The 22167-nt window shown below is 72.0% G+C and carries 2 protein-coding genes (both running past the window's edge); both read right to left on the bottom strand.

Features of this window, described 5'->3' with window-relative positions; genetic code table 11:
* Positions 1-19925 carry the 5' portion of a non-ribosomal peptide synthase/polyketide synthase gene (locus ACFV2O_RS06285; RefSeq protein ID WP_379250579.1) on the bottom strand. Its footprint begins 5374 nt before the window's first position, so only the first 19925 of its 25299 coding nucleotides appear in the window; its start codon is at positions 19923-19925; its stop codon lies off the left edge, out of view.
* Positions 19925-22167: the 3' portion of a non-ribosomal peptide synthase/polyketide synthase gene (locus ACFV2O_RS06280; RefSeq protein ID WP_379250577.1), read on the bottom strand. Its footprint extends 15544 nt past the window's final position; only the last 2243 of its 17787 coding nucleotides appear in the window; the start codon falls outside the window, past its right edge; the stop codon is at positions 19925-19927. Before ACFV2O_RS06280 ends, ACFV2O_RS06285 begins: the two co-directional genes overlap by 1 nt.

The following is a 22167-nucleotide window of genomic DNA, read 5'->3' as shown; positions in this document are numbered from 1 at the left end:
GTGGACGGGGCGTCCAGCACCAGCCAGTCGACGGCACCGGGCAGCGCCGCGCGGCAGGTGGCGATCGTCAGGCCCAGCGCCGCACCGGAATCGGTCAGCATGTGCGCGATCCGCTCGGCCGGATAGGTCGGGTCGACCGGAACGAACGCGGCGCCGGTCTTGGCCACCGCCCACACCGCGAGCACGGAGGTGATCGAGCGCGGCGCCGCGACGGCCACCACGTCCTCCGCGCCGAGACCGCGGCCGATGAGCATGCGCGCCAGCCGCGACGACTGCTCGTCCAGCATCCGGTAGGTCAGCTGCCGTTCGCCGCCGACCAGTGCGACCGCGCCGGGGTCGAACGCGACGGCGGCGGCCATCAGTTCGGCCAGCGTGCGCGGCGGCACCGGCGCGTCGCCCCGGCGGCCGAGCAGGTCGGCGCGTTCGGCGGGGGCGAGTAGATCGGCGGCGGCGATCGCCGCGTCCGGTCGCGCGATGAGCGTGCCGAGCAGCCTGCCGAAGCGGCGCAGCAGAGCGCGCGCGGTGGCGGCGTCGAAGAGGTCTGTGGCGTAGTCCAGTTCGACCGCGAGGTGGCCGTCGGCGTCGGGCTCGGCGGCGACGGTGAATTGCAGGTCGAAACGCGCCACCTGTTCGTCGAATGCGACGGCGGTGAGTTCGAGACCGGGCACGGTGAAGGCGTCGGCGGCGGTGTTCAGGTAGCTCAGCGCCACGGTGAACAGCGGATGCCGATCCTGGGAACGCTCGACGCCGAGTTCGTCGACCACCCGATCGAACGGCACGCTCGCGTGCTCGAACGCCGTGAGATCGACGGCCCTGATCCGGGCGAGCAGGTCGGTGAAGGACTCGTCGGCGTGCACTTCGGCGCGCAGCACCACGGTGTTGACGAACATGCCGACCAGGTCGTCCAGGGCCGCCGCGCCGCGTCCGGCCACCGGGGTGCCGATCGGGACGTCGCCGGAGCCCGACAACCGGGACAGCAGGACGGCGAGAGCAGCGTGCACCACCATGAACGGCGTCGCGTCGTGGCGCAGCGCCAGTTCGCGGACCCGCGCCGCGATCCCGTCGCCGATCCTGGCCCGCACGCTGGCGCCGCGCTTGCTCGCGACGGCGGGACGCGAACGGTCGGCGGGCAGCTCCAGCTCGCCCGGCAGATCGCGCAGCGTCTCAGCCCAATATGAGAGCTGTTGCGCGGCAGTGTTTTCCAGCTGGGCGTCCTGCCACAGGGCGTAGTCGGCGTACTGGGCGGCGAGCGCGGGCCAGACCGGTTCGGCGCCGAGTACGCGGGAGAGATAGGCCGTCAGCAGATCGCGCAGCAACGGGCTCATCGAGTAACCGTCGGCCGCGATGTGGTGCACCACCGCGACCAGCACGTGGCTGGTGGCGTGCTCCCGCAGCAGCGCCGCGCGCACCGGAACGGCGGCGGTGACGTCGAAACCGGCGGCGAGGACCTCGGCGATCCGGTCGTCGGCGGCGCGACCGTCCAGCGCCTCGACCGTCAAGCGCACCGAAGCGCCGTCCGCGGGCAGGATCACCTGATGACCCGCGCCGGTCGCGTCGGCCGGATACACCGTGCGCAAGGTCTCGTGCCTGGCCACGACGTCGGCGAACGCGGCGATCATGGCGTCGGTGTTCAGCTCGCCCTCGATGCGCAGCGCGACCGGGATGTTGTGCGCGGCGGACGCCGGATCGAGCCGGTTGAGGAACCACATGCCACGCTGGACCGGCGCGAGCGGAATCCGTTCCGGTCGCGGTCCGGCGACCAAGGGCACCACCTGTTCGGTCGCGGCGGCCTCCGCGGTGAGCAGCGCGGCCAGCGCGCCTACCGTCGGCGCTTCGAACAGCAGCCGCACCGGGACGCGACGCCCGAGCCGGTCGGCCAGCCGGGCCGCGACCCGGGTGGCGCTGAGCGAGTTGCCGCCGAGGGCGAAGAAGTGGTCGTCGACGCCGATCGGCCCATCGCCAAGCACCGTTTCGAAGGCCTCGACCACTACGCGCTCGGCCAGGGTGACGGGGGCGAGATAGGCGGCGCGGTCGAAAACCGGATCCGGCAACGCTTTCCGGTCCAGCTTGCCGGAGGCGTTGAGCGGGAAGGCGTCGAGCGTGACCAGAGCCGAGGGGAGCATGTACGAGGGCAGCGTGCGCGCGGCGGCGCGCAGCACCTCGGCATCCGCAGGCACCGTGCCCGGCTCGGTGGTGACGTAACCGACCAGGTGATCGTCGCCGGTGACGGTGGTGACCACCCGGGCCGCCGCCTGCGCCACCCCGGGGGCGGCCGCGAGCGCGGCCTCGATCTCGCCGAGCTCGACGCGCTGGCCACGGAACTTCACCTGGAAGTCGGTGCGGCCCAGGTACACCAATTCGGCGGTGTCCCCTCGGGTCTCCCAGCGCACCAGGTCGCCGGTGCGGTACATCCGCAGCCCCGGCGCGCCGAACGGATCGGCCACGAACCGGTCCGCGGTGAGGTCGGGCCTGCCGTGGTAGCCGCGCGCGAGCTGGACGCCCGCGAGATACAGCTCGCCCGCGACGCCGGGCAGCGTCGGGCGCAGCCGCGAATCCAGCACGTAGACGCGGCTGTTCCATTCCGGATTGCCGATCGGCAGCGCGGTGCGGTCGCTCTCGCCCGTCACGTCGCGGTGGGTGATGCTCACCGCCGCTTCGGTGGGGCCGTACAAGTTGTGCACCCGCGCGGCGCTCACCGCGCCGAATGCCCGCACGGTCTCGGCGGGCAGCGCCTCGCCGATCACGAACACCGTGTGCAGCGACGCGAGTGCGGCGCCGCGCCCCGCTGCGGCGACGTGCCCCGCGAAGACGCTCAGCATCGACGGCACGAAATCGGTGACGGTGACTTGTCTTTCGGCGATCACGCCGGCGAGATAGGCCGGGTCGCGATGGCCGTCCGGAGCCGCCAGCACGAGGGTGGCGCCGACCCGCAGCGGCAGGAAGTAGCCCCACAGGGACACGTCGAACGTGGTCGCCGTCTTCTGCAGGTAGACGTCCTCGGCGGTGAGACCGTACCGCGACTGCATCCAGGTCATCTGGTTGACGATCGCGGCGTGCGACACGCTGACGCCCTTGGGTTTCCCGGTGGAGCCGCTGGTGAAGATCACGTACGCCGGGCTGCCCGGGTGGATCGGCGCGCGACGTTCGTCGGCCGAGATCGGGTCGTCGGCGTAACCGTCCAGCGCGACGGCGTCGACCAGGACGGTGGCGACGGAATCGCCGACGTCGATCCGGTCGGCCGCCGTGGTGAGCACGGCCACGGGCGCGGAGGTGTCGAGGATGTGGGCGATGCGCCGCGCGGGGTGGTCCGGGTCGATCGGCACATACGCCCCGCCCGCCTTGAGCACCGCGTACATCGCGACCACCAGCTCCGGTGAGCGCCGGATCGCCAGCGCCACCAGCGCTTCCGGGCCGACGCCCGCCGCGATCAGGTGGCGGGCCAGCCGGTTGGCGCGCCGGTCCAGCTCGCCGTAGGTCACGGTGACGGGAGGCAGCGCGCTATCGGGCACGAACACCAGCGCGGGGTCGTCGGGCGTCGCGGCGGCCTGCGCCTCGAATTCGTCGAGCAGCAGTTCGTCGGCCAGGGCGGTGTGCGTGGAGTCGTTCCACTCGGTGACCACGCGGCGCAGTTCGCCCGCGCCGAACAGGTCGATGTCGCCGACCACCTGTTCCGGGTCGGCGGTCACCGCGGCGAGCAGACGGGTGAAGCGCGCGCCGAACGTCGCCACGGTGTCGGCGTCGAACAGGTCGGTGGCGTAGGTGAAGCGCAGCGCGTCATCGGTGACGGTGAGCTGGAGGTCGAACGGCGTTGTCTCGTAATCGAAGTCGTGCTCCGCCACGGCGACGCCTGCCATGTCCAGGGTGACCGGCGCGAGGTTCTGGAAGAACAGCGCGATCTGGAACAGCGGGTGCCTGGCCTGCGAGCGCGGCGGGTCGAGCAGCTCGACCAGGCGCTCGAACGGCACGTCGGCATGGGCGAAGGCGTCCAGGTCGCGCTCGCGCACCCGGCGCAGCACGGCGGCGAAGGTGTCCGAGCCGGGAACCTGCGCGCGCAGCACCAGGGTGTTGACGAACATGCCGACCAGCTCGTCCAGCGCCGCGTCACCGCGGCCCGCGACGGGCGCGCCGATCGCGATGTCCTCCGTGCCGGACAGCCTGGCCAGCAGGGTGGCCAGCGCGGCGTGCACGACCATGAACGGTGTGGCCTCGTAGCGCGCGGCCACGTCGGCGATGCCCGCGCCGATCTCCTGCGGGAGAGCGACGGTCGTGCTCGCCGCCATGTGCGAGGCGACGGCGGGGCGCGGCCGGTCGGCGGGCAGGTCGAGCTGGGCGGGCAGAGCCCGCAGCGTCTCGCGCCAGTACGCGAGCTGGCGTGCGGCCACCGAGTCCGGGTCGTCCTCGGCGCCGAGCACCTCGCGCTGCCAGAGCGCGTAGTCGGCGTATTGCAGGTCGAGTTCGGTCCAGACCGGGGCGGTGCGCGTCGCGCGAGCCGCGTAGGCGGCGGCGAGATCGCGGGCCAGCGGGCCCATCGAGAAGCCGTCGGCCGCGATGTGGTGCACCACCAGCGCCAGCAGGTGGTCGTGATCGGATCGGGTCACCAGGCCGACGCGCAGCGGCACTTCGGCGGTCAGGTCGAACGGGGCGGCGACGAACTCCCGCAGCGCGCCCGTCGCTTCCAGCATTCGGATCGCGGGCGCCTGATCGACGTCGAGGATGCGCTGGTACCCGACGCCCTCGTGGTCGGGGTACACGGTGCGCAGCGTTTCGTGCCTGCCGACCACGTCACCGACGGCGGCGGCGAGGGTGTCCGGGTCCAGGTAGCCGGTGAGGCGGACCACCACCGCGATGTTGTGCACGGTTTCGGCGGGATCGAAGCGGTTGAGGAACCACATACGCTGCTGCGCGGGCGAGAGCGGGATGCGCTCCGGGCGCGGCCGGGGCGCGAGCGCCGGTTTGGCGCCCGTCCCCGCGAGCCGTTCGGCCCGCGCGGCCAGCGCGGTCACGGTCGGCGCCTCGAACAGCAGGCGCACCGGGATCTCGGCGTCCAGTTCGGCGCCCAGCCGGGCGGCGACCTGGGTCGCGAGCAGCGAGTTTCCGCCGAGGGCGAAGAAATCGTCGTCCGCCCCCACGCGGTCGACGCCGAGCAGAGCCGCGACGATACCCGCGACGGTCGCCTCGGTCCGAGTGGCCGGAGCCCGGTACGCCACGGTCGCGAACCGCGGCGCGGGCAGCGCGGCGCGGTCCAGCTTGCCGGAGGCGTTGACCGGGAACCGCTCGAGCAGGACGAACGAGGTGGGCACCATATACCCGGGCAGTTCGGCGCTCAGTGCGGCCCGCACGTCCTCGATGTCGATCGGGTGGCGGCCCGAGGCAACCAGGTAGGCGACCAGCTGATCGCCCAACCGCTCGTCCGAACGGACCAGCACCACGGCTTGGGCGACCGCGTCCAGCGCCGACAGCGCCGACTCGATCTCGCCCGGCTCGATGCGCAGACCGCGCAGCTTCACCTGGAAGTCCGTGCGACCGAGATACTCCAGCTCACCCTTGCCGGTCCAGGAGACGAGGTCGCCGGTGCGGTACATCCGCGCCCCGGCGGGTCCGTACGGGTTGGCCACGAACCGGTCGGCGGTCAACTCCGGGCGCGCCACGTAACCCTGGGCCAGCTGTGCCCCGGCGAGGTACAGCTCCCCCGGAACGCCGACCGGGACCGGCCGCATCCGGGCGTCCAGCACCAGCAGGCGGGTGTTGGCCACCGGTCTGCCGATCGGCACGGACACCAGGTCCTGATCGGTCACCTCGTGATGGGTGACGTCGACGGCGGCCTCGGTAGGGCCGTACAGGTTGTGCACCCGCGCTCCGATCACCTCTCGCGCCCGCTGCGCGGCAACCGCGGGCAATGCCTCGCCCGATGCGAAGACGTTGCGCAGCGTAATGCACTTTTCCGTGCGCGGATCCGCCAGGAAAACCGCCAGCATGGCGGGTACGAAGTGCACCGTCGTGACGCGTTGCTCGACGATCAGGCGGGCCAGATAGCCGGGGTCGCGATGCCCATCTGGACGTGCGACCACCAAGCGAGCGCCGAAAGCCAAGGGCCAGAAAAATTCCCAGACCGAGACGTCGAAGGTGGCGGGGGTCTTCTGCAGCACCACATCGTCCGCGACCAGCGGATAGGCCGACTGCATCCAGGTGAGGCGATTCACGATCGCCGCGTGGGTGACGGCCACGCCCTTCGGGCGACCGGTCGATCCTGAGGTGAAGATCACATACGCGGTGTGGCCAGGGGCGGGCGCACCGAGCCGGTCTACGGCGGTGAGCGGATCGGCGGAGTATCGGGTCAGGTCGAGCCGGTCGACGCGGACCTGCCGCGCCGCGCCCGCGTCCAGGTCGAGGCCCGAGGTGAGCACGCACACCGGCCGGGCGGTCGACAGCACGTACTCCAGCCGCTCGGCCGGATGGTCGGGGTCGAGCGGGACGTACGCGCCGCCCGCGAGGGTGACCGCGTAGATGCCGACCACCAGATCCAGCGACCGTCGCATGCCGAGCGCGACCGGCGCGTCCGGGCCGACGCCCTGACCGACCAGCCAGCGCGCCAGCCGCCGCGCCCGCGCGGCGAACTCGGCGTAGGACAGGGTGCGCCCATCGACCGTGACCGCAGGCGCGTCCGGGGTCCTCGCGACCTGCGCCTCGAACAACGAGATCAGCGTGGCGGCCGGGTCGACGGGTACGGCGGTGTCGTTCCAGCGGTCGAGCACCAGTGCCCGTTCCGCGTCGTCCAGGATTTCGAGGTCGCCGACCCGCACCGAGGGGTCGGCCACCGCGGCCCGCAGCACGCGCGTGAAGCGCGCCCCGAACGTCTCGACGGTGGCTTGGTCGAACAGGTCCGTGGCATACCGCAGCACGCCGCGCAGCGCGTAACCGGTCGCGACGCGGTGTTCGGTCAGTTCCACCGCCAGGTCGAACTGCGCGACGCGGTTGTCCAGCGGATAGGCCGTCACCGTCAGGCCGGGCAGGCGCAGCACGGTGTCGTCGTGCTGTTCGAAGGTGAGCAGTGTCTGCACCAGCGGCGAATGAGACTGCGAGCGAATCGGGTTCAGCTCCTCGACCAAGCGCTCGAACGGCAGGTCGGCGTGGGCGAAGGCCCGCACGTCGATCTCCCGGACGCCGCCGAGAAATGCGGCGAACGACGCGTCCGGCGTGATCGGCGTGCGCAGTACGAGGGTGTTGACGAACATGCCGACCAAGTCGTCCAGCGCTTGTTCGCCGCGTCCCGCGACGGGGGTGCCGATGGCGACGTCGCCGACTCCGGCGAGCCGGGCGAGCAGCGCGGCGTAGGCGGCGTGCAACACCATGAACATCGAGACGCCGTGCCGCCGGGCGAGTTCCGCGATCGAGCCGGTGAGGTCGGCGGGAATCGCGAACTCGACGGTGGCGCCGCGCCCCGAGGCCACCGCCGGGCGAGGACGGTCGGCGGGCAGTTCCAGCACCGGGGCGAGTCCGTCGAGTTCCGAGCGCCAGTAGGCGATCTGGTTCGACAGCGGCGAGTCCGGATCATCCGCGGAGCCGAGGGCCTCGCGCTGCCAGAGGGTGAAGTCCGCGTACTGCACGGGCAGCGGCGGCCACGACGGCCGCTCCCCCGCGACGCGCGCGGTATAGGCCGTCATGAGGTCGCGGGCCAGCGGCGCGGTGGAGACGCCGTCGGCGGCGATGTGATGGACCACCACGGCCAGCACATGTTCTTCGGGCGCGACGCGGAACAAGCTCGCCCGCACCGGGATACGACTGCGCAGGTCGAAGCTCTCGCCGATCGACGCGAGCACCGCGTCCCGCAGGTTCGGCTCGGTCACCTCGATCGGATGCAGTGGCAGTTCGGGCACATCCGCGTCGGTGCGGACGACTTGGGCGGGGCCGTCGGCGTCGGCGGGGAAGACGGTGCGCAGCGATTCGTGCCGATCGATCACGTCGCGCACGGCCGCGCGCAATGCCGCGAGGTCCAACGCGCCGGTGAGCCGGATGGTGATCGGGATGTGATAGACCGCCGAATCCGGATCGAGCCGGTGCAGCAGCCACATCCGGGTCTGCGCCAGGGACAACGGGATCCGCTCCGGCCGTTCGCGGGGAACGAGCGCGGGCCGGGTGACGTCCGGCCGTTCCGATCCCGCCACTCGCAGGGCGAGTCCGGCCACGGTCGGCGCTTCGAACACCTCGCGCACCGTCAGCGCGCACCCGAAGGCCGCGTTGACCCGGGCGACCAGCCGCATGGCCAGCAGCGAGTTGCCGCCGCGGGCGAAGAAGTCGTCGTCCGCGCCGATCCGCTCCGCGCCGGTCAGGTCGGCGACCAGGGTGGCGAGCACCGCCTCGGTCCCCTCCCGCGGTGCGCGGAAGTCTCCCGTGGCGCCGGTGAGCTCGACGGCGGGCAGCGCCGACCGATCGAGCTTGCCCACAGTGGTCAGTGGCATCTGGTCCAGCACGACGATGTGGGCGGGCACCATGTACGCGGGTAGTTGTGCCCGCGCGTCTTCGAGCACAGCATCGGGCGTCGGGGCGGCTCCGGTGACGTAACCGACCAGGCATTCCTGTCCAGAGTTGTCGCGAGCCACGAGCACCGCCGCGTTGGTCACGCCGGTCGCGGCGGCGAGGACGGACTCGATCTCGCCCAGCTCGATCCGCTGGCCGCGCAGCTTGACCTGCAAATCGTTGCGGCCCAGATACACCAGATCGCCGTCGCGGTTCCAGCGCACCAGGTCGCCGGTCCGGTACATCATGCGGCCGGGCACGCCGAACGGATCGGCGACGAACCGCTCGGCGGTCAGTCCGGGGCGGGCGTGATAGCCGCGCCCCAGCTGGTCGCCCGCGAGATACAGCTCGCCTGTGACGCCGATCGGCACCGGGCGCAACCGGTCGTCCAGCACATAGACCCTGGTGTTCCAGCACGGACGGCCGATGGCGACGTCCCGCCCGGATTCGGCGTCGCTGTCGGTGAATTCGTGGTAGATCGCCGAAATCGCCGCCTCGGTCGGGCCGTAGGCGTTGTGCACCGCGCCGTCGAAGCTGCCGCGCAGCGCGGCGAGCAGGTCCGGGGTGAGCGCCTCGCCTCCGCAGTGCAGATGCCGGAACGACCGCAGCGCGTCGCCCATGCCCTCGCCGATCAGCGCGGCCAGCACCGAGGGCACGTACTCCGCGATGGTGATCCGGTGTTCGCGCAGCAGATCCGCGAAGTAGGCCAGGTCCAGGTGCCCGCCGGGCCGGGCGATCACCAGCGGCGCGCCGACGGCGATCGGCAGGAAGCATTCCCACACCGACACGTCGAAGGTCAGCGGGGCCCGTTGCAGGATGCGGTCGGACGCCGTGACCTGGTAACGGAATTCCAGCCAGCGCAGCTGGTTCATGATCGCGCGGTGGGTCACCGCGACGCCCTTCGGCCGCCCCGTGGAGCCGGAGGTGAACAGCACGTAGGCCGTGTTGTCCGGGCGCAGCGCGGTGATGCGCTCGGCGTCGGCCACCGGTCCGTCGGCGAAGTCATCGAGGTCGAGAGCGTCGAGCTCGAGCACGGGGACGCCGTCGAGCGGGTGCAGCGTCACGTCACCGGCGGTCAGCACCAACCGGGGCTCCGCGCTCGCGACGACCTGCGCCAGGCGTTCGGCCGGATGCGCCGGATCGATCGGCAGATACGCCGCGCCCGCGCGCACGATCGCGTACATCGCCACGAGCATGTCGATCGAGCGCGCCACGGCCAGGCCGACGATGTCCTCCGGGCCCACACCTGTGCGGATCAGCTTGCGGGCCAGACGGTTGACGCGAGAGGCGAACTCCGCGTAGGTCACCGCTTCGTTCTCATAACGCACGCCGACACGGTCGGGCGTGGCCGCGACGCGGGCGGTGAGCAGGTCGTCCAGCGTCTCGGCGGGCAACGGGTGCGCGGTGGCGTTGCGATCCGACAGCAGCAAGCCGCGTTCGGCCACCGACATCAGCTCGACCGTGCCGACCCTGGTGTGGGCGTCGCGCACCATGGCGCGCAGCACGCGGTCGAAGGCGGCGAGGAACCCTGCGGCGGTCGGTTCGTCGAACAGGTCCAGCGCGTAGTGCAGGTGCACGTCGATGCCGTCGGGCGCGCCGTCGGCGGTGTAGCGGTCGGTCAGCGTCCAGTCCAGGTCGAGCTGGATCGGCGCCGCGCCGATCTCCAGCGCCGCGATGGCCAGCCGGTGCAACCGGAACTCCGGCGCGGTCTGGTTCTGCAAGGTCAGCGCGACCTGGTACAGCGGGGCGTGCGCCTGCGAGCGGACCGGGTTCACCACTTCGACCAACTGCTCGAACGGCACCGCGGCGTGATCGAAGGCCGCCAGGTCGGCCGCGCGCACGGACGCCAGCACCTCGGCCAGAGTCGCGTCCGGGCGAACCTCGGTGCGCAGCACCAGCGTGTTGACGAACATGCCGACCAGCTCGTCCAGCGCTTCCTCGCCGCGCCCGGCGACCGGCGCGCCGATCACGACGTCCCGGCCCGCGCCGTAACGGCTCAACAGCACGGCCAGCGCGGTGTGCAGCACCATGAACGGGGTCGCCCGGTGCGCGGCGGCCAGTTCCTGGATCCGCTCGTGCAGGGCGGCGTCCAGCCGTCCGGTCAGCGCGCCGCCCCGGTTGGTGGCGACCGCGGGGCGGGGCCGGTCGGACGGGAGTGTCAGCACCTCCGGCAGCCCGGCCAGCCGGTCGGTCCAGTAGGTCAATTGGCGTGCCAGCACCGAGGCCGGGTCGGCGGCGGAACCCAGCGCGGTGCGCTGCCAGATCGCGAAGTCGGCGTACTGCACCGGCAACGCTCCCGGCGCGGGAGCCGTGTCCGCGCACCGCGCGACGTAAGCGTTGGCCAAATCGCGGGTGAGCGGCGCGAACGACCAACCGTCGGCGGCGATGTGGTGCACGACGAACAGCAGGACGTGCACCTGGTGGCTGCCTGCTGCGGCGTCGTCCTCCACGCGCAGCAGGCGCACGCGCAGCGGGACCTCGGCGGTCACGTCGAACCCGGCTCGCGCGGCGGCGGCGACGAGTTCGGGCACCTGCGGCGCGGGAACCGGCCGTGCGACCAGCTCGACCAGCCTCGTCCCCGCGGGCAGTACCAGCTGCGTCGCACCGCCGTCCTGCTCGGGATAGATCGTGCGCAGGGTTTCGTGCCGGGCGATCACGTCGGCGATCGCCACCTCCAGGGCGGGCACGTTCAGCGCTCCGGTGAGGCGCAGCGCGAACGGGATGTTGTACGCGCCGCTGGCGGTGTCGAACCGGTTCAGGAACCACATGCGCTGCTGGGCGATCGACAGCGGGATCGACCGGCCGCGCTCCTGCGGCGTGAGCGGCGGCAGCGCGACGGGCCCGATCTCTGCCGGAGCGTCGACCGTGATCCGCCGCGCCAGCGCCCGCACCGTGGGCGCGTCGAAGACCGTGCGCACCGCCACTTCCCCGCCGGTGGCTTTGCCAAGCCGCGCGGCGAGCTGGGTGGCGCTGAGCGAATTGCCGCCGAGGGCGAAGAAATCGTCCTCGGCGCCGACCTCGTCCACCCCGAGCAGAGCCGAGAATGTCTCGGCGACGAGTTCTTCCGCCGCACCGCTCGGCGCCTCGAACACCACGCCGGCGATCACGGGCGCGGGCAGCGCCGATCGGTCCAGCTTCCCGGACGCGTTCACCGGGAACCGGTCCAGCACCACGAACGCCTGCGGCACCATGTAGCCCGGAAGCCGTTGGGCCACCGCGTCACGCACAGCCGCGATCTCGACCGGTCCATCCGTAACCAAATAGGCGACCAGGCGCTCGCCCACGCCGCGATCGTCCCGGACCAGCGCGGCGGCCTGGGTCACGGCGGGCGTCGCGAGCAGCACCGACTCGATCTCACCGAGTTCGACGCGCAAGCCGCGGATCTTGACCTGGAAGTCGGTGCGGCCGAGGAACTCCAGCTCTCCTGAAGCGTTCCACCGCACCAAGTCGCCGGTGCGGTACATCCGTTCACCGGGCGGGCCGAACGGGTCGGCGACGAACCGGTCGCACGTGCGGCCGGGGCGGTCCAGATAGCCGCGCGCCAGCTGCACGCCCGCGAGATACAACTCCCCCGGCACACCCACAGGCACCGGGCGCAGTCGCGCGTCGAGCACATACGTTCTGGTGTTCCAGATCGGTTCGCCCATCGGCACGGTCTCGAAATCGGTGTCGCGCACCTCGTGGAAGGTCACCTCCACCGCGGCCTCCGTGGGGCCGTAGCCGTTGTGCACCCGCGCGCCGGTGAGTTCGCGCATCCGCTGGGCCACGCCGACAGGTAGCGCCTCGCCGGAGCAGAACACCTCACGCAGCGACGGCACGTCGAACTCGCCCGCGACGAAGACGGCCAGCATGGACGGCACGAAGTGCGCCGCGGTGACGCCCTCGGCGCGGATGAGGCGGGCCAGATACGCCGGATCGCGATGCCCGTCCGGCCGCGCCAGCACCATCCGCGCGCCGACCTGCAACGGCCAGAAGAACTCCGGCACCGAGACGTCGAAGGTGGCGGGCGTCTTCTGCAACAGCACATCACCCGGCCCGAGCGCGGCATACGCGGACTGCATCCAGCACAATCGGTTCACGATGCCGCGGTGGCTCATCGCGACACCCTTCGGCTCGCCCGTGGAGCCCGAGGTGAACAGCACGTAGGCGGTGTTCGCCGGGCGCAGCGGAGCGCGCCGGTCGGCGTCGGTGAGCGGGGTGTCCGGGTAACCGGACAGGTCCAGCCGGTCGATCCGCGTCTCGGGCACGCCGCAGCTCAGGTCCGCGCCGGCGGTCAGTACGCACACCGGCGCGGCGGTGGCCAGGATGTGGGCGGTGCGTTCGGCGGGGTGGTCGGGATCGAGTGGCACGTATCCGCCGCCCGCGACGGTGACCGCGTACATGCCCACCACCAGGTCGACGGATCGGCGCATACCGAGCGCAACCAGCGTTTCCGGGCCGACGCCCTGGGTGACGAGCCACCGCGCCAGCCGGTTGACCCGCCCGGCGAATTCCGAATACGTCAGCGTCGCGGAGCGACTCGTTGGGGGGTGGTGGCCGGGTGACGGGTGGGCCAGCGCCGCGGAGCCAGCCGCTGAGGAGCTGTGGTCCGGCGACGGGTGGGCCCGCGTCGTCTCCTCGAAGGTGACCGCGGGCGCGTCCGGTGTGCGTTCGACTTGCGCGGCGAACAGCGAGGCGAGCGTGTCGGATTCGGGGAACGGGCGGTCGGTGGCATTCCACACCCGCAACACCCGTGTGCGTTCGGCGTCCGAAAGCAGTTCGATGTCACCGATTCGCGCACCGGCGTCGACCGCGACGGCGGCGAGCATCCGCTGGAAGCGGTCGGCGAACGATTCGACGGTCGCGACGTCGAACAGATCGGTCGCGTAGCGCAGGGTGCCCGACAGTCCCGCCGAATCCGCGCGCTCCGCCACCACCAAGTGCAGGTCGAATTTCGCTCCGTTGTCGGGGATCTCGACCGGGTGCACCGACAGCCACGGCACCTCCATGGCTTTCCCGCCGAAAGCGGGCGTCGCGGTCTCGAAGCTGAACATCACCTGGAACAGCGGATGCGCGCCCGCGGAGCGATCCACCGCCATGACGTCCACCAGGCGCTCGAATGGCAGGTCGGCGTTGGCGAACGCGGCCAGATCGGCCTCGCGCACCTCGCTCAGCAGCGCGGCGAACGAGGCGTCGGCGGCTACTCGGGTGCGCAACGCCAGGGTGTTGACGAACATGCCGACGAGTGCGTCCAGCGCCCGCTCCCCGCGTCCGCCGACGGGCGAGCCGATCACGATGTCGGCGCTGCCGCTCAACCGGGCCAGGGTGGCGGCGAAGGCCGCGTGCAGCGTCATGAACAACGTCGCGCCGCCGCGCCGGGCCAGCGCGCGCAAGCCCGCGACGACCTCGGGCTCGATCACGAAATCGACGCCGGCTCCCTCGTGCGAGGGGATCGCGGGCCGTGGATGATCGACCGGGAGGGGCAATTGCGCCGGCGCGCCGGTCAGCACGTCGCGCCAGAAGCGCAGCTGCTGGTAGGCGAGATCACCGGGGACGTCCTCGGCGCCGAGCAGGTCCCGATGCCAGAGGCTGTAGTCGGCGTACTGCACCGCCAGCGGCTCCCAGTCCGGCCGCCGCCCGGTCAGGCGCGCGAGGTAGGCCCCGACCAGGTCGGTGACCAGCGGGACCATCGACAAGGCGTCGGCGGCGATGTGGTGCACGACGAACACCAGCACGTATTCGTCGCCGGTGACGCCGCGCGCCTCGTCGACCCGCTCCACCGCGAGCAGCGCGACCCGGCACGGCAACTCGGCGGTCACGTCGAACCCGGCGCCGACGATGCCTGCCACGGCATCCTCCAGTGCGGAGCGGTCGATCGGCACCGGATGCAGGCTCAGGCCGATGTCGGCGGCGTCGCGAACGGATTGGCAGGGGCCGTCGTCGGTTTCGGGGAAGGTGGTGCGCAGCGTCTCGTGCCGGGCGAGCACGTCGAGTACGGCACGCTCCAGCGCCGCCACGTCGAGGCGGCCGGTCAGCCACAGCACGATCGGCAAGTTATAGACGCTGTCGGCGCCGTCCTGGCTCTCGACGCGGTTGAGGAACCACAGGCGCTGCTGCGCGGGCGAGAGCGGCACCCGCTCGGGCCGTGGACGGCGGGCCAGCGGGAGTCGCGGCGCCCCGGCGGCGCCGAGCCGCTCGACGGCGGCGGCGAAACCCTCCACCGTGGGCGCGTCGAACAGCGCGCGCACCGGAACGCGAACTCCCATCGCCTCACCCGTGCGGGCGCTGACCTGGGTGGCGTCCAGCGAGCTGCCGCCGAGAGCGAAGAAGTCGTCGTCCAGCCCGGCCCGCTCGACCCGCAGCACTTCCGCGAACACCGCGGCGACCAGACGTTGCGCGGCGCTCACCGGCGGACGGAAGCGCTCGGCCGCGAGCACCGGGATCGGCAGGGCGGCGCGATCGAGCTTGCCGCTGGTGTTGCGGGGGAATTCGTTCAGTTCGACCACTGCGGTCGGCACCAGATAGCTGGGAAGACGCTGAGCGACAGACGATTTCACCGCGTCGAGATCGAGCGTCGCGCCGGGCGCTGCGATCACGTAGCCCGCCAGGAACTCCCCCGCCGGTCCGGTGACCAGCCGCGCCGCGGCCTGGCCGACCCCGGCCGCCGCCAGCAGCGCTGTCTCGATTTCGGCGAGTTCGACGCGCCGGCCGCGGAACTTCACCTGGAAGTCGCTGCGGCCCAGATAGATCAGCTCGCCGTCGCGGCTCCAGCGCACCAGGTCGCCGGTGCGGTACATGCGGGCGCCCGGCGCGCCGAAGGGATTGGCGACGAAACGATCGGCGGTGAGGTCGACGCGGCCGTGGTAGCCGCGCGCCAGCTGCGCTCCCGCCAGGTACAGCTCGCCCTGCACGCCGATCGGCGCGGGCCGCAAGCGTCCGTCCAACACGTAGACCTGCGAGTTCCACTCCGGCTCGCCGATCGGCACTTGCGGCGAGTCCACCTCGGTGACCTCGCGGTTGGTGATGGACACCGCCGCCTCGGTGGGGCCGTAGAGGTTGTGCAGGCCCGCGTCGCACACCTGCCGGAAGGCGGCGACGGTCTCCGGCGGCAGCGCCTCGCCGATGACGAATACGTCGCGTAGCGAGTCGAGTTCGCCCGGCGCGGCGTGCGCGGCGAACACCGCGAGCATCGATGGCACGAAGTCGGTGAGCGTGACGCCGTGGCGTGCGACGGTCTCGGCGAGATAGCGCGGATCGCGATGTCCGTCCGGTGCGGCCAGCAGCATGGTCGCGCCCGCTCGTAGCGGTAGGAAGTAGCCCCATAGCGAGACGTCGAAGGTGCTCGCGGTCTTCTGCAGGTAGACATCGCCGGTGCGCGGACGGTACTCCGCGTGCATCCAGGCCAGCTGGTTGGCGATGGCCTGATGACTGACCGCCACGCCCTTCGGCTTTCCGGTGGACCCGGAAGTGAAGATCACGTAGGCGGGATGCTGCGGGTGCAGCGCGCCGTGGCGTTCGCGGTCGCCGATCTTGCCGGAGGGGTAGGCGGAGAGATCGAGTTCATCCAGGTGATACACCGGAACGGAAACCTGCGCGGCGGCGTCGAAACCGCTATCGCTCGTGGTCAGGACGGCATGTGGTCGCGCGGTGTCGAGGATGTGGCCGATGCGTTCGGCGGGATGTCCTGGCTCCACCGGGACGTACGCGCCGCCCGCCCGCGCCACCGCGTACATGGCGACGACCAGTTCCACCGAGCGCGGCAGGGCCAGCACGACCAGCGCTTCCGGGCCGACGCCGAGCCCGATCAGCATCCTGGCCAGCCGGTCGGCGCGGTCGGACAGCTCGGCGTAGGTCAGCCGCTCGCCGTCGGTGACCACCGCGACGGCATCCGGGGTACGGCGCACCTGCGCGTCGAAACCCTCGTGCAGGAACCGATCGGGCACTCGGTGCCCGCTGGCGTTCCAGCTCGCGGTGACATAGTCCAGCTCGCCCGCGTCGAGCAGCGGGAGATCCCCGACCGGTGCGTCCGGGTCGTCCACCGCCGCACGCAACAGCCGGACGAACTTGGCGGCGAACTCCCCCACCGTCGCGGCGTCGAACAGGTCGGTGGCGTAGGTGAATTCGGCGCGGTAGCTGTCGGCGGCTTCGGATACCGTGAGCTGGAGGTCGAACTTCGCGAAACCGGAGTCGAAGTCGACCTGCTCGGTGTCGAGACCGGGCATGGTCAGCGCGATCGGCCCGATGTTCTGCATGAACAGCGCGACCTGGAACAGCGGATGCCGGGCGGCCGAACGCGGCGGGTTCAGCGCCTCCACCAACTGCTCGAACGGGAGGTCGGCGTGCGCGAAGGCGCGCAGGTCGCGGTCGGCGGCGTGCGCCACCAAGTCGGCGAAACCGCGCGCGGCGTCCACTTCGGTGCGCAGCACGAGGGTGTTGACGAACATGCCGACCAGGTCGTCGAGCGCGGCCTCGCCCCGGCCCGCGACCGGTGTGCCGATAGCGATGTCCTGGGTGCCGGACAACCGGGCCAGCAGGGCGGCCAGCGCCGCGTGCAGCACCATGAACGGCGTCGCGCGAACGCGCGCGGCGATCGCCTCGACGGCGGAGCGCAGCGCGGCGTCGACGGCGAACTCGTAGGTGGCGCCCTGGTACGAGGGCGCGGCCGGACGCGGCCGATCGGCGGGCAGATCCAATTGCGCGGGCAGCTCGGCCAACTCGGCGCGCCAGAAGGCGAGCTGGCGCGCCGCCACGGAATCCGCGTCGGTCTCCGCACCGAGGACCCGTTGCTGCCACAGCGCGTAGTCCGCGTACTGCACGGCCAGCGGAGTCCACTCCGGCCCGCGGCCGTCGCGCCGCGCGGCATAGGCCGTGGCCAGGTCGCGCATCAGGGGCACGAGCGAGACGCCGTCGGCCGCGATGTGGTGGACGACGAGCACGAGCGTGTGGTCCTCGGGTTCGCAGCGCAGCAGGCGCACCCGCACCGGGATCTCCTCCGCCACGTCGAAGCCCTGGCTCGCCGCCCGGCGGATCGCCGCGGCCAACCGCTCCCGCGGCACTTCGGCGGGCGTGAGGTCGAACACCGCGTGTACGCGTCGCACCGATTGCGCAGGCCCGTCGGCGGTCTGCGGATACACGGTGCGCAGCACTTCGTGCCTGGCCACCAGATCGGTGATCGCCGCCGACAGCGCGGCGACGTCCAGTGGGCCGCGCAGGCGCAGCGCCACCGGGATGTTGTCCACGGCGGCGGCGCCCAGCTCGCGGGCCTGATCGGCGTCGGCGCCGAACCGGTTGAGGAACCACATGCGCCGCTGCGCGGGCGAGAGCGGAACATGCTCCGGGCGCGGACCGGCCACCAGCGGCGGACGCGCCGCGGCCGGATGCGCCGACGCGACCACCGCGGCCACGGTGGGACGATCGAAGAAATCGCGCACGTCCACGGTCGCGCCGATGGCCGCGCCGATCCGGGCGATGGCTCGGGTGGCGAGCAGCGAATTGCCGCCCAGCGCGAAGAAGTCGTCGTCCGCGCCCACGCGCGGCACGTCCAGCAGTTCGGCGAAAATCGCGGCGACCGCCGTCTCCGCCTCGGTCTCCGGCGCCCGATAAGCCGTTGTCCCGGAATCGAATTTCGGCTCAGGAAGCGCTCTGCGGTCCAGCTTGCCGTTGGCGTTCAACGGCATCGCCGCCAGCGCGACGAGCAGCGTCGGCACCATGTACTCGGGCAGCTCGCGGCGGACGGAGTCCAGTACCTCGGCGGTCTCGACAGCGTCGCCGACCACGTAGCCGACCAGATGATCGCCGCTCGCGTGCCGGTGCAGCACCACCGCGGCCTGGGTGACGCGCGGGTGGCGCAGCAGCGCCGCCTCGATTTCGCCGAGTTCGATCCGCAGGCCCCGCAACTTCACCTGGAAGTCCGTGCGGCCCAGATACTCCAGCTCCTCCGGCCCGCCCTCCACCCCGGGCGCCCAGCGCACCAGGTCGCCGGTGCGGTACATCCGCTCCCCGGCCGGTCCCTCGGGGTTCGCCACGAATCGCTCGGCGGTCAGCCCTGGCCGGGCGACATAACCGCGGGCCAATTGCACGCCTGCCAGGTACAGCTCGCCGACGACGCCGCGCGCCACCGGACGCAGGCTGTCGTCGAGCACCAGCAACTCGGTGTCGTCGGCGGCGACGCCGATCGGCACGCCCGCCACGTCCGCGCCGGTCACCTCGTGCGCGGTCACGTCGACCGCCGCCTCGGTGGGCCCGTACAGGTTGTGCAGCGTCGCCCCGCAGACGTCGCGGAAGGCCGCGGCGGTGGCGGCCGCAAGCGCCTCACCCGAGGCGAAGACCAGCCGCAGCGAGTCCACCGCGACCGACTCGGCGACGAAGACCGCGAGCATGGACGGCACGAAATGCGCCACCGTGACGCCGTTTTCGGTGATCACACGCGCCAAGTACGCCGGGTCCCGATGACCGTCCGGCTCCGCGACGACCAGCCGGGCGCCGACCTGCAACGGCCAGAAGAACTCCCACACCGACACGTCGAAGGTGAACGGCGTCTTCTGCAACACCACGTCGTCGGCGCGCAGCCGGTACATCCGTTGCCGCCACCGCAGATTCGCCACGATCGCGCGGTGCGACACGGCGACGCCCTTCGGCCTGCCGGTCGAGCCGGACGTGAAGATCACGTAGGCGAGGTCGTCGGCCGACCGGGCGACCGCGGGCGCTTCCGGCGTGGGCGAGCCAGCGAATTCGTCGATCCGCAGCGTCGCGACCGCACCGCCGAAGTCGGGCTCGTCACGCGTGGTCGTCAGCACGAGCACCGGCTCGGCGACCTCGAGCACGTAGCCGATGCGGTCGGCCGGATGGTCCGGGTCGATCGGCAGGTACGCGCCGCCCGCCCGCAGGATCGCGTATATGCCGACCAGCAGGTCGATCGAGCGCCGCACGGCCAAGCCCACCAGCGAGTTCCGCCGCACGCCGAGTTCGACCAAATGGTGGGCCAGCGCGTTGACCCGGCCGTCGAATTCGGCGTAGGTGAGGGTGATTCCCGCGTATTCGACGGCGATCGCGTCCGGAGTCCGCCACACCTGCTCCTCGAACAGGCTCACCAATGTCTCGACCGGCGCGGTGGTGGTCGCCGGAAGGTCGGGCGCGGCCGCGAGCGCGTCGTCGAGCAGCGCGTCCAGCACCGCGCCGAGCGCGCCGTCACCGGATTCCAGCAGCGCGGGCAGTCGACCGGAGACCACCACCGGAACCAGCGCCTCCGCGCCCACCCCCGCGCCCATGGCTTCGGACAGGGCCGTGAGTTCGTCGGCCAGCGCTGCGTAGGTGACCGTGAGTTGCCCGTGCCGCAACGCCACGCGCTGCGGGTCCAGCCCGGCAACAGTCGCGATGAGACCGGGCAGGTCGTCGATGCCGTAGCCGCGGCGCACGGCGTCTGCGTGGGTCATCAGCGGTTTCCTTCCGAATCGAGGGCCGCCGCCGAGTCGGCGAGCAGCGCCTCGGCGGTGGCGGGCAGGGTCCGCAGCAAGGCCGCCAGACCGCTGCCGCCGAGTGCGGCGAGCAGGCCGGGCACCAACCCGGCGAGCGAGACATGGATCAGGGCTTCGGGTTTGGCCGCAGGGCCCATCGCCTTCGCGACGGACGCGAGCTTCACGTCGAGCTCGCCGAAGGTGACCAGCCGATCGCCGTGCTCGAACGCGGTGGCGGCGGGGACGGCCCGTGCCGCCCGGGCGATCAGCGCGGGCAGGTCCGCCACCGACGCGGTGGGCCGGGGCAGCCGTTCGGCCGCGGAACGGATGTCGATCGCGCGAAGGGCTACCGCCGGATCCGCGGCCACCGCCTCCAGCACCCGCAGCAAGCGGTCACCGAACGCGTGCGCCGTCGGTTCGTCGAAGAGGTCGGTCGCGTAGCCGACGCGCAGCTCCATACCGGCGCGCGCACCGTCGGCGGCGAACCGCTCCAGCACGGTCACCTGGAGGTCGAACTTCGCCTCCGCCGACGTCAGGTCGATCGCCTCGACCGCGAGGCCGGGCAGCTCCGTCTCCGCCCGCGGCAGGTTCTGGAAGGTGAGCAGTACTTGGCACAGCGGCGCGTAGGAGCCGGAACGGGTGACGCCCAGCGCCTCGACCACCTGATCGAACGGGACGTCGGCGTGCGAGAACGCCGCCAGATCCCGCCGGGTGACCTGGCGCAGCAGCTCGCCGAAACTCGCACGGGGATCGACCTCGGTGCGCAACGCCACGGTGTTGACGAACATGCCGACCAGCTCGTCCAGCTCGCGGACACCGCGTCCGGCGACCGGCACGCCGACCGTGACGTCCCCCGCGCCGGACAGTTTCGCCAGCAGCACCGCGAGCGCGCTGTGCACCAGGGTGAACAGTGTGCCGCCGTGTTCGCGGGCCAGTCGCTCCAGGCGGACGGTGCGCTCGGCGTCGATCTCCCGGGTAACGCTTGCCCCCTGCATGCTTCGCCTGGCCGGTCGCGGTCGATCGGTGGGCAGGGCGAGCAGTTCCGGCGCACCGGCCAATTCGGAGCGCCAGAAGGCGAGTTGGCGCGCCAGCAGGCTGTCGGGGTCCGCGCCGTCGCCGAGCAGCTCGTGCTGCCAGGCGCTGTAGTCGCGGTAACGGATCGCGGGCGGGGCCGAGTCCGGCGCGTGTCCGGTGGATCTGGCCAGGTAGGCGCGCACCAGATCGGCGGTCAACGGCGCGATCGAGTATCCATCCGCACCGATGTGGTGCAGCACGACCACCAAGACGTGTTCGTCGGCGGCGGGGGTGAACAGGGCGGCGCGCACCGGCGGCGCGGAAGCGAGATCGAAGGCGGGGGACACGAATTCCGCGATCCGCCTGTCCATTTCCGCTCGGCCCACCGGAATCGGTGTCAGGTCGACCGGTGACGCGAGCACGACCTCCTGGACCGGTCCGTCCTCGGTGTCCGGGTACCTGGTGCGCAGCGTCTCGTGCCGGTCGAGCACATCGCCGAGCGCCGCCGCCAGCGCCGCCACATCCAGCCGGCCGCGCAGCCGCAGCGCCGTGGGAATGTGATAGGCCGACGAGTCCGGTGCGAGCCGGTCGAGCACCCAGATGCGCTGCTGCGCGGGCGCGAGCGGCACCGGCCCGGTATCGGCGCGACGGACCAAAGCGGGCCGGGCCACGCCGCGCTCGGTGGCCGCGATGCGTTCTGCGAGTGCGGCGGGCGTCGGGGCTTCGAACACCGCGGCCACCGCGACATGGCCGCCGAGTGCCGCGCCGAGCCGGGCCGCGAGCCGGGTGGCCATCAGGGAGTTGCCGCCCCTGGCGAAGAAGTCGTCGTCGACGCTCACCGCGTCCACGCCGACGACCTCTGCGAACGCGTCCGCGACCAGGCGCTCCAACGCACCGGACGGCGCGCGGAAGGCCGCCTCGGCGAACAGCGGCTCGGGCAGCGCCGAACGATCGATCTTGCCGTTGGCCGTGAGCGGCAGCGCCGCCAGCACGACGACGGCGGCAGGCGTCATGTATCCGGGCAGTCGCGCGGCCACAACGGCGCGCAGCGACACGGCCAGGTCGGCGTACGCGACCGGATCCGCCTCCGGCACTGCGGCATACGCGATGAGCCGTGTTCCCGCGCGGTCGTCGGCCTTCGCCACCGCGACGGCCGCGGCCACCCCGGGTTGCCGCAGCAGCGCGGCCTCCACCTCGCCGAGCTCGA

The sequence above is a fragment of the Nocardia sp. NPDC059691 genome (assembly GCF_042733915.1).
GTDB lineage: Bacteria > Actinomycetota > Actinomycetes > Mycobacteriales > Mycobacteriaceae > Nocardia > Nocardia sichangensis.
Note: the sequence above shows the minus strand (reverse complement) of the source record. Positions and strands in the feature narration are given on the sequence as shown.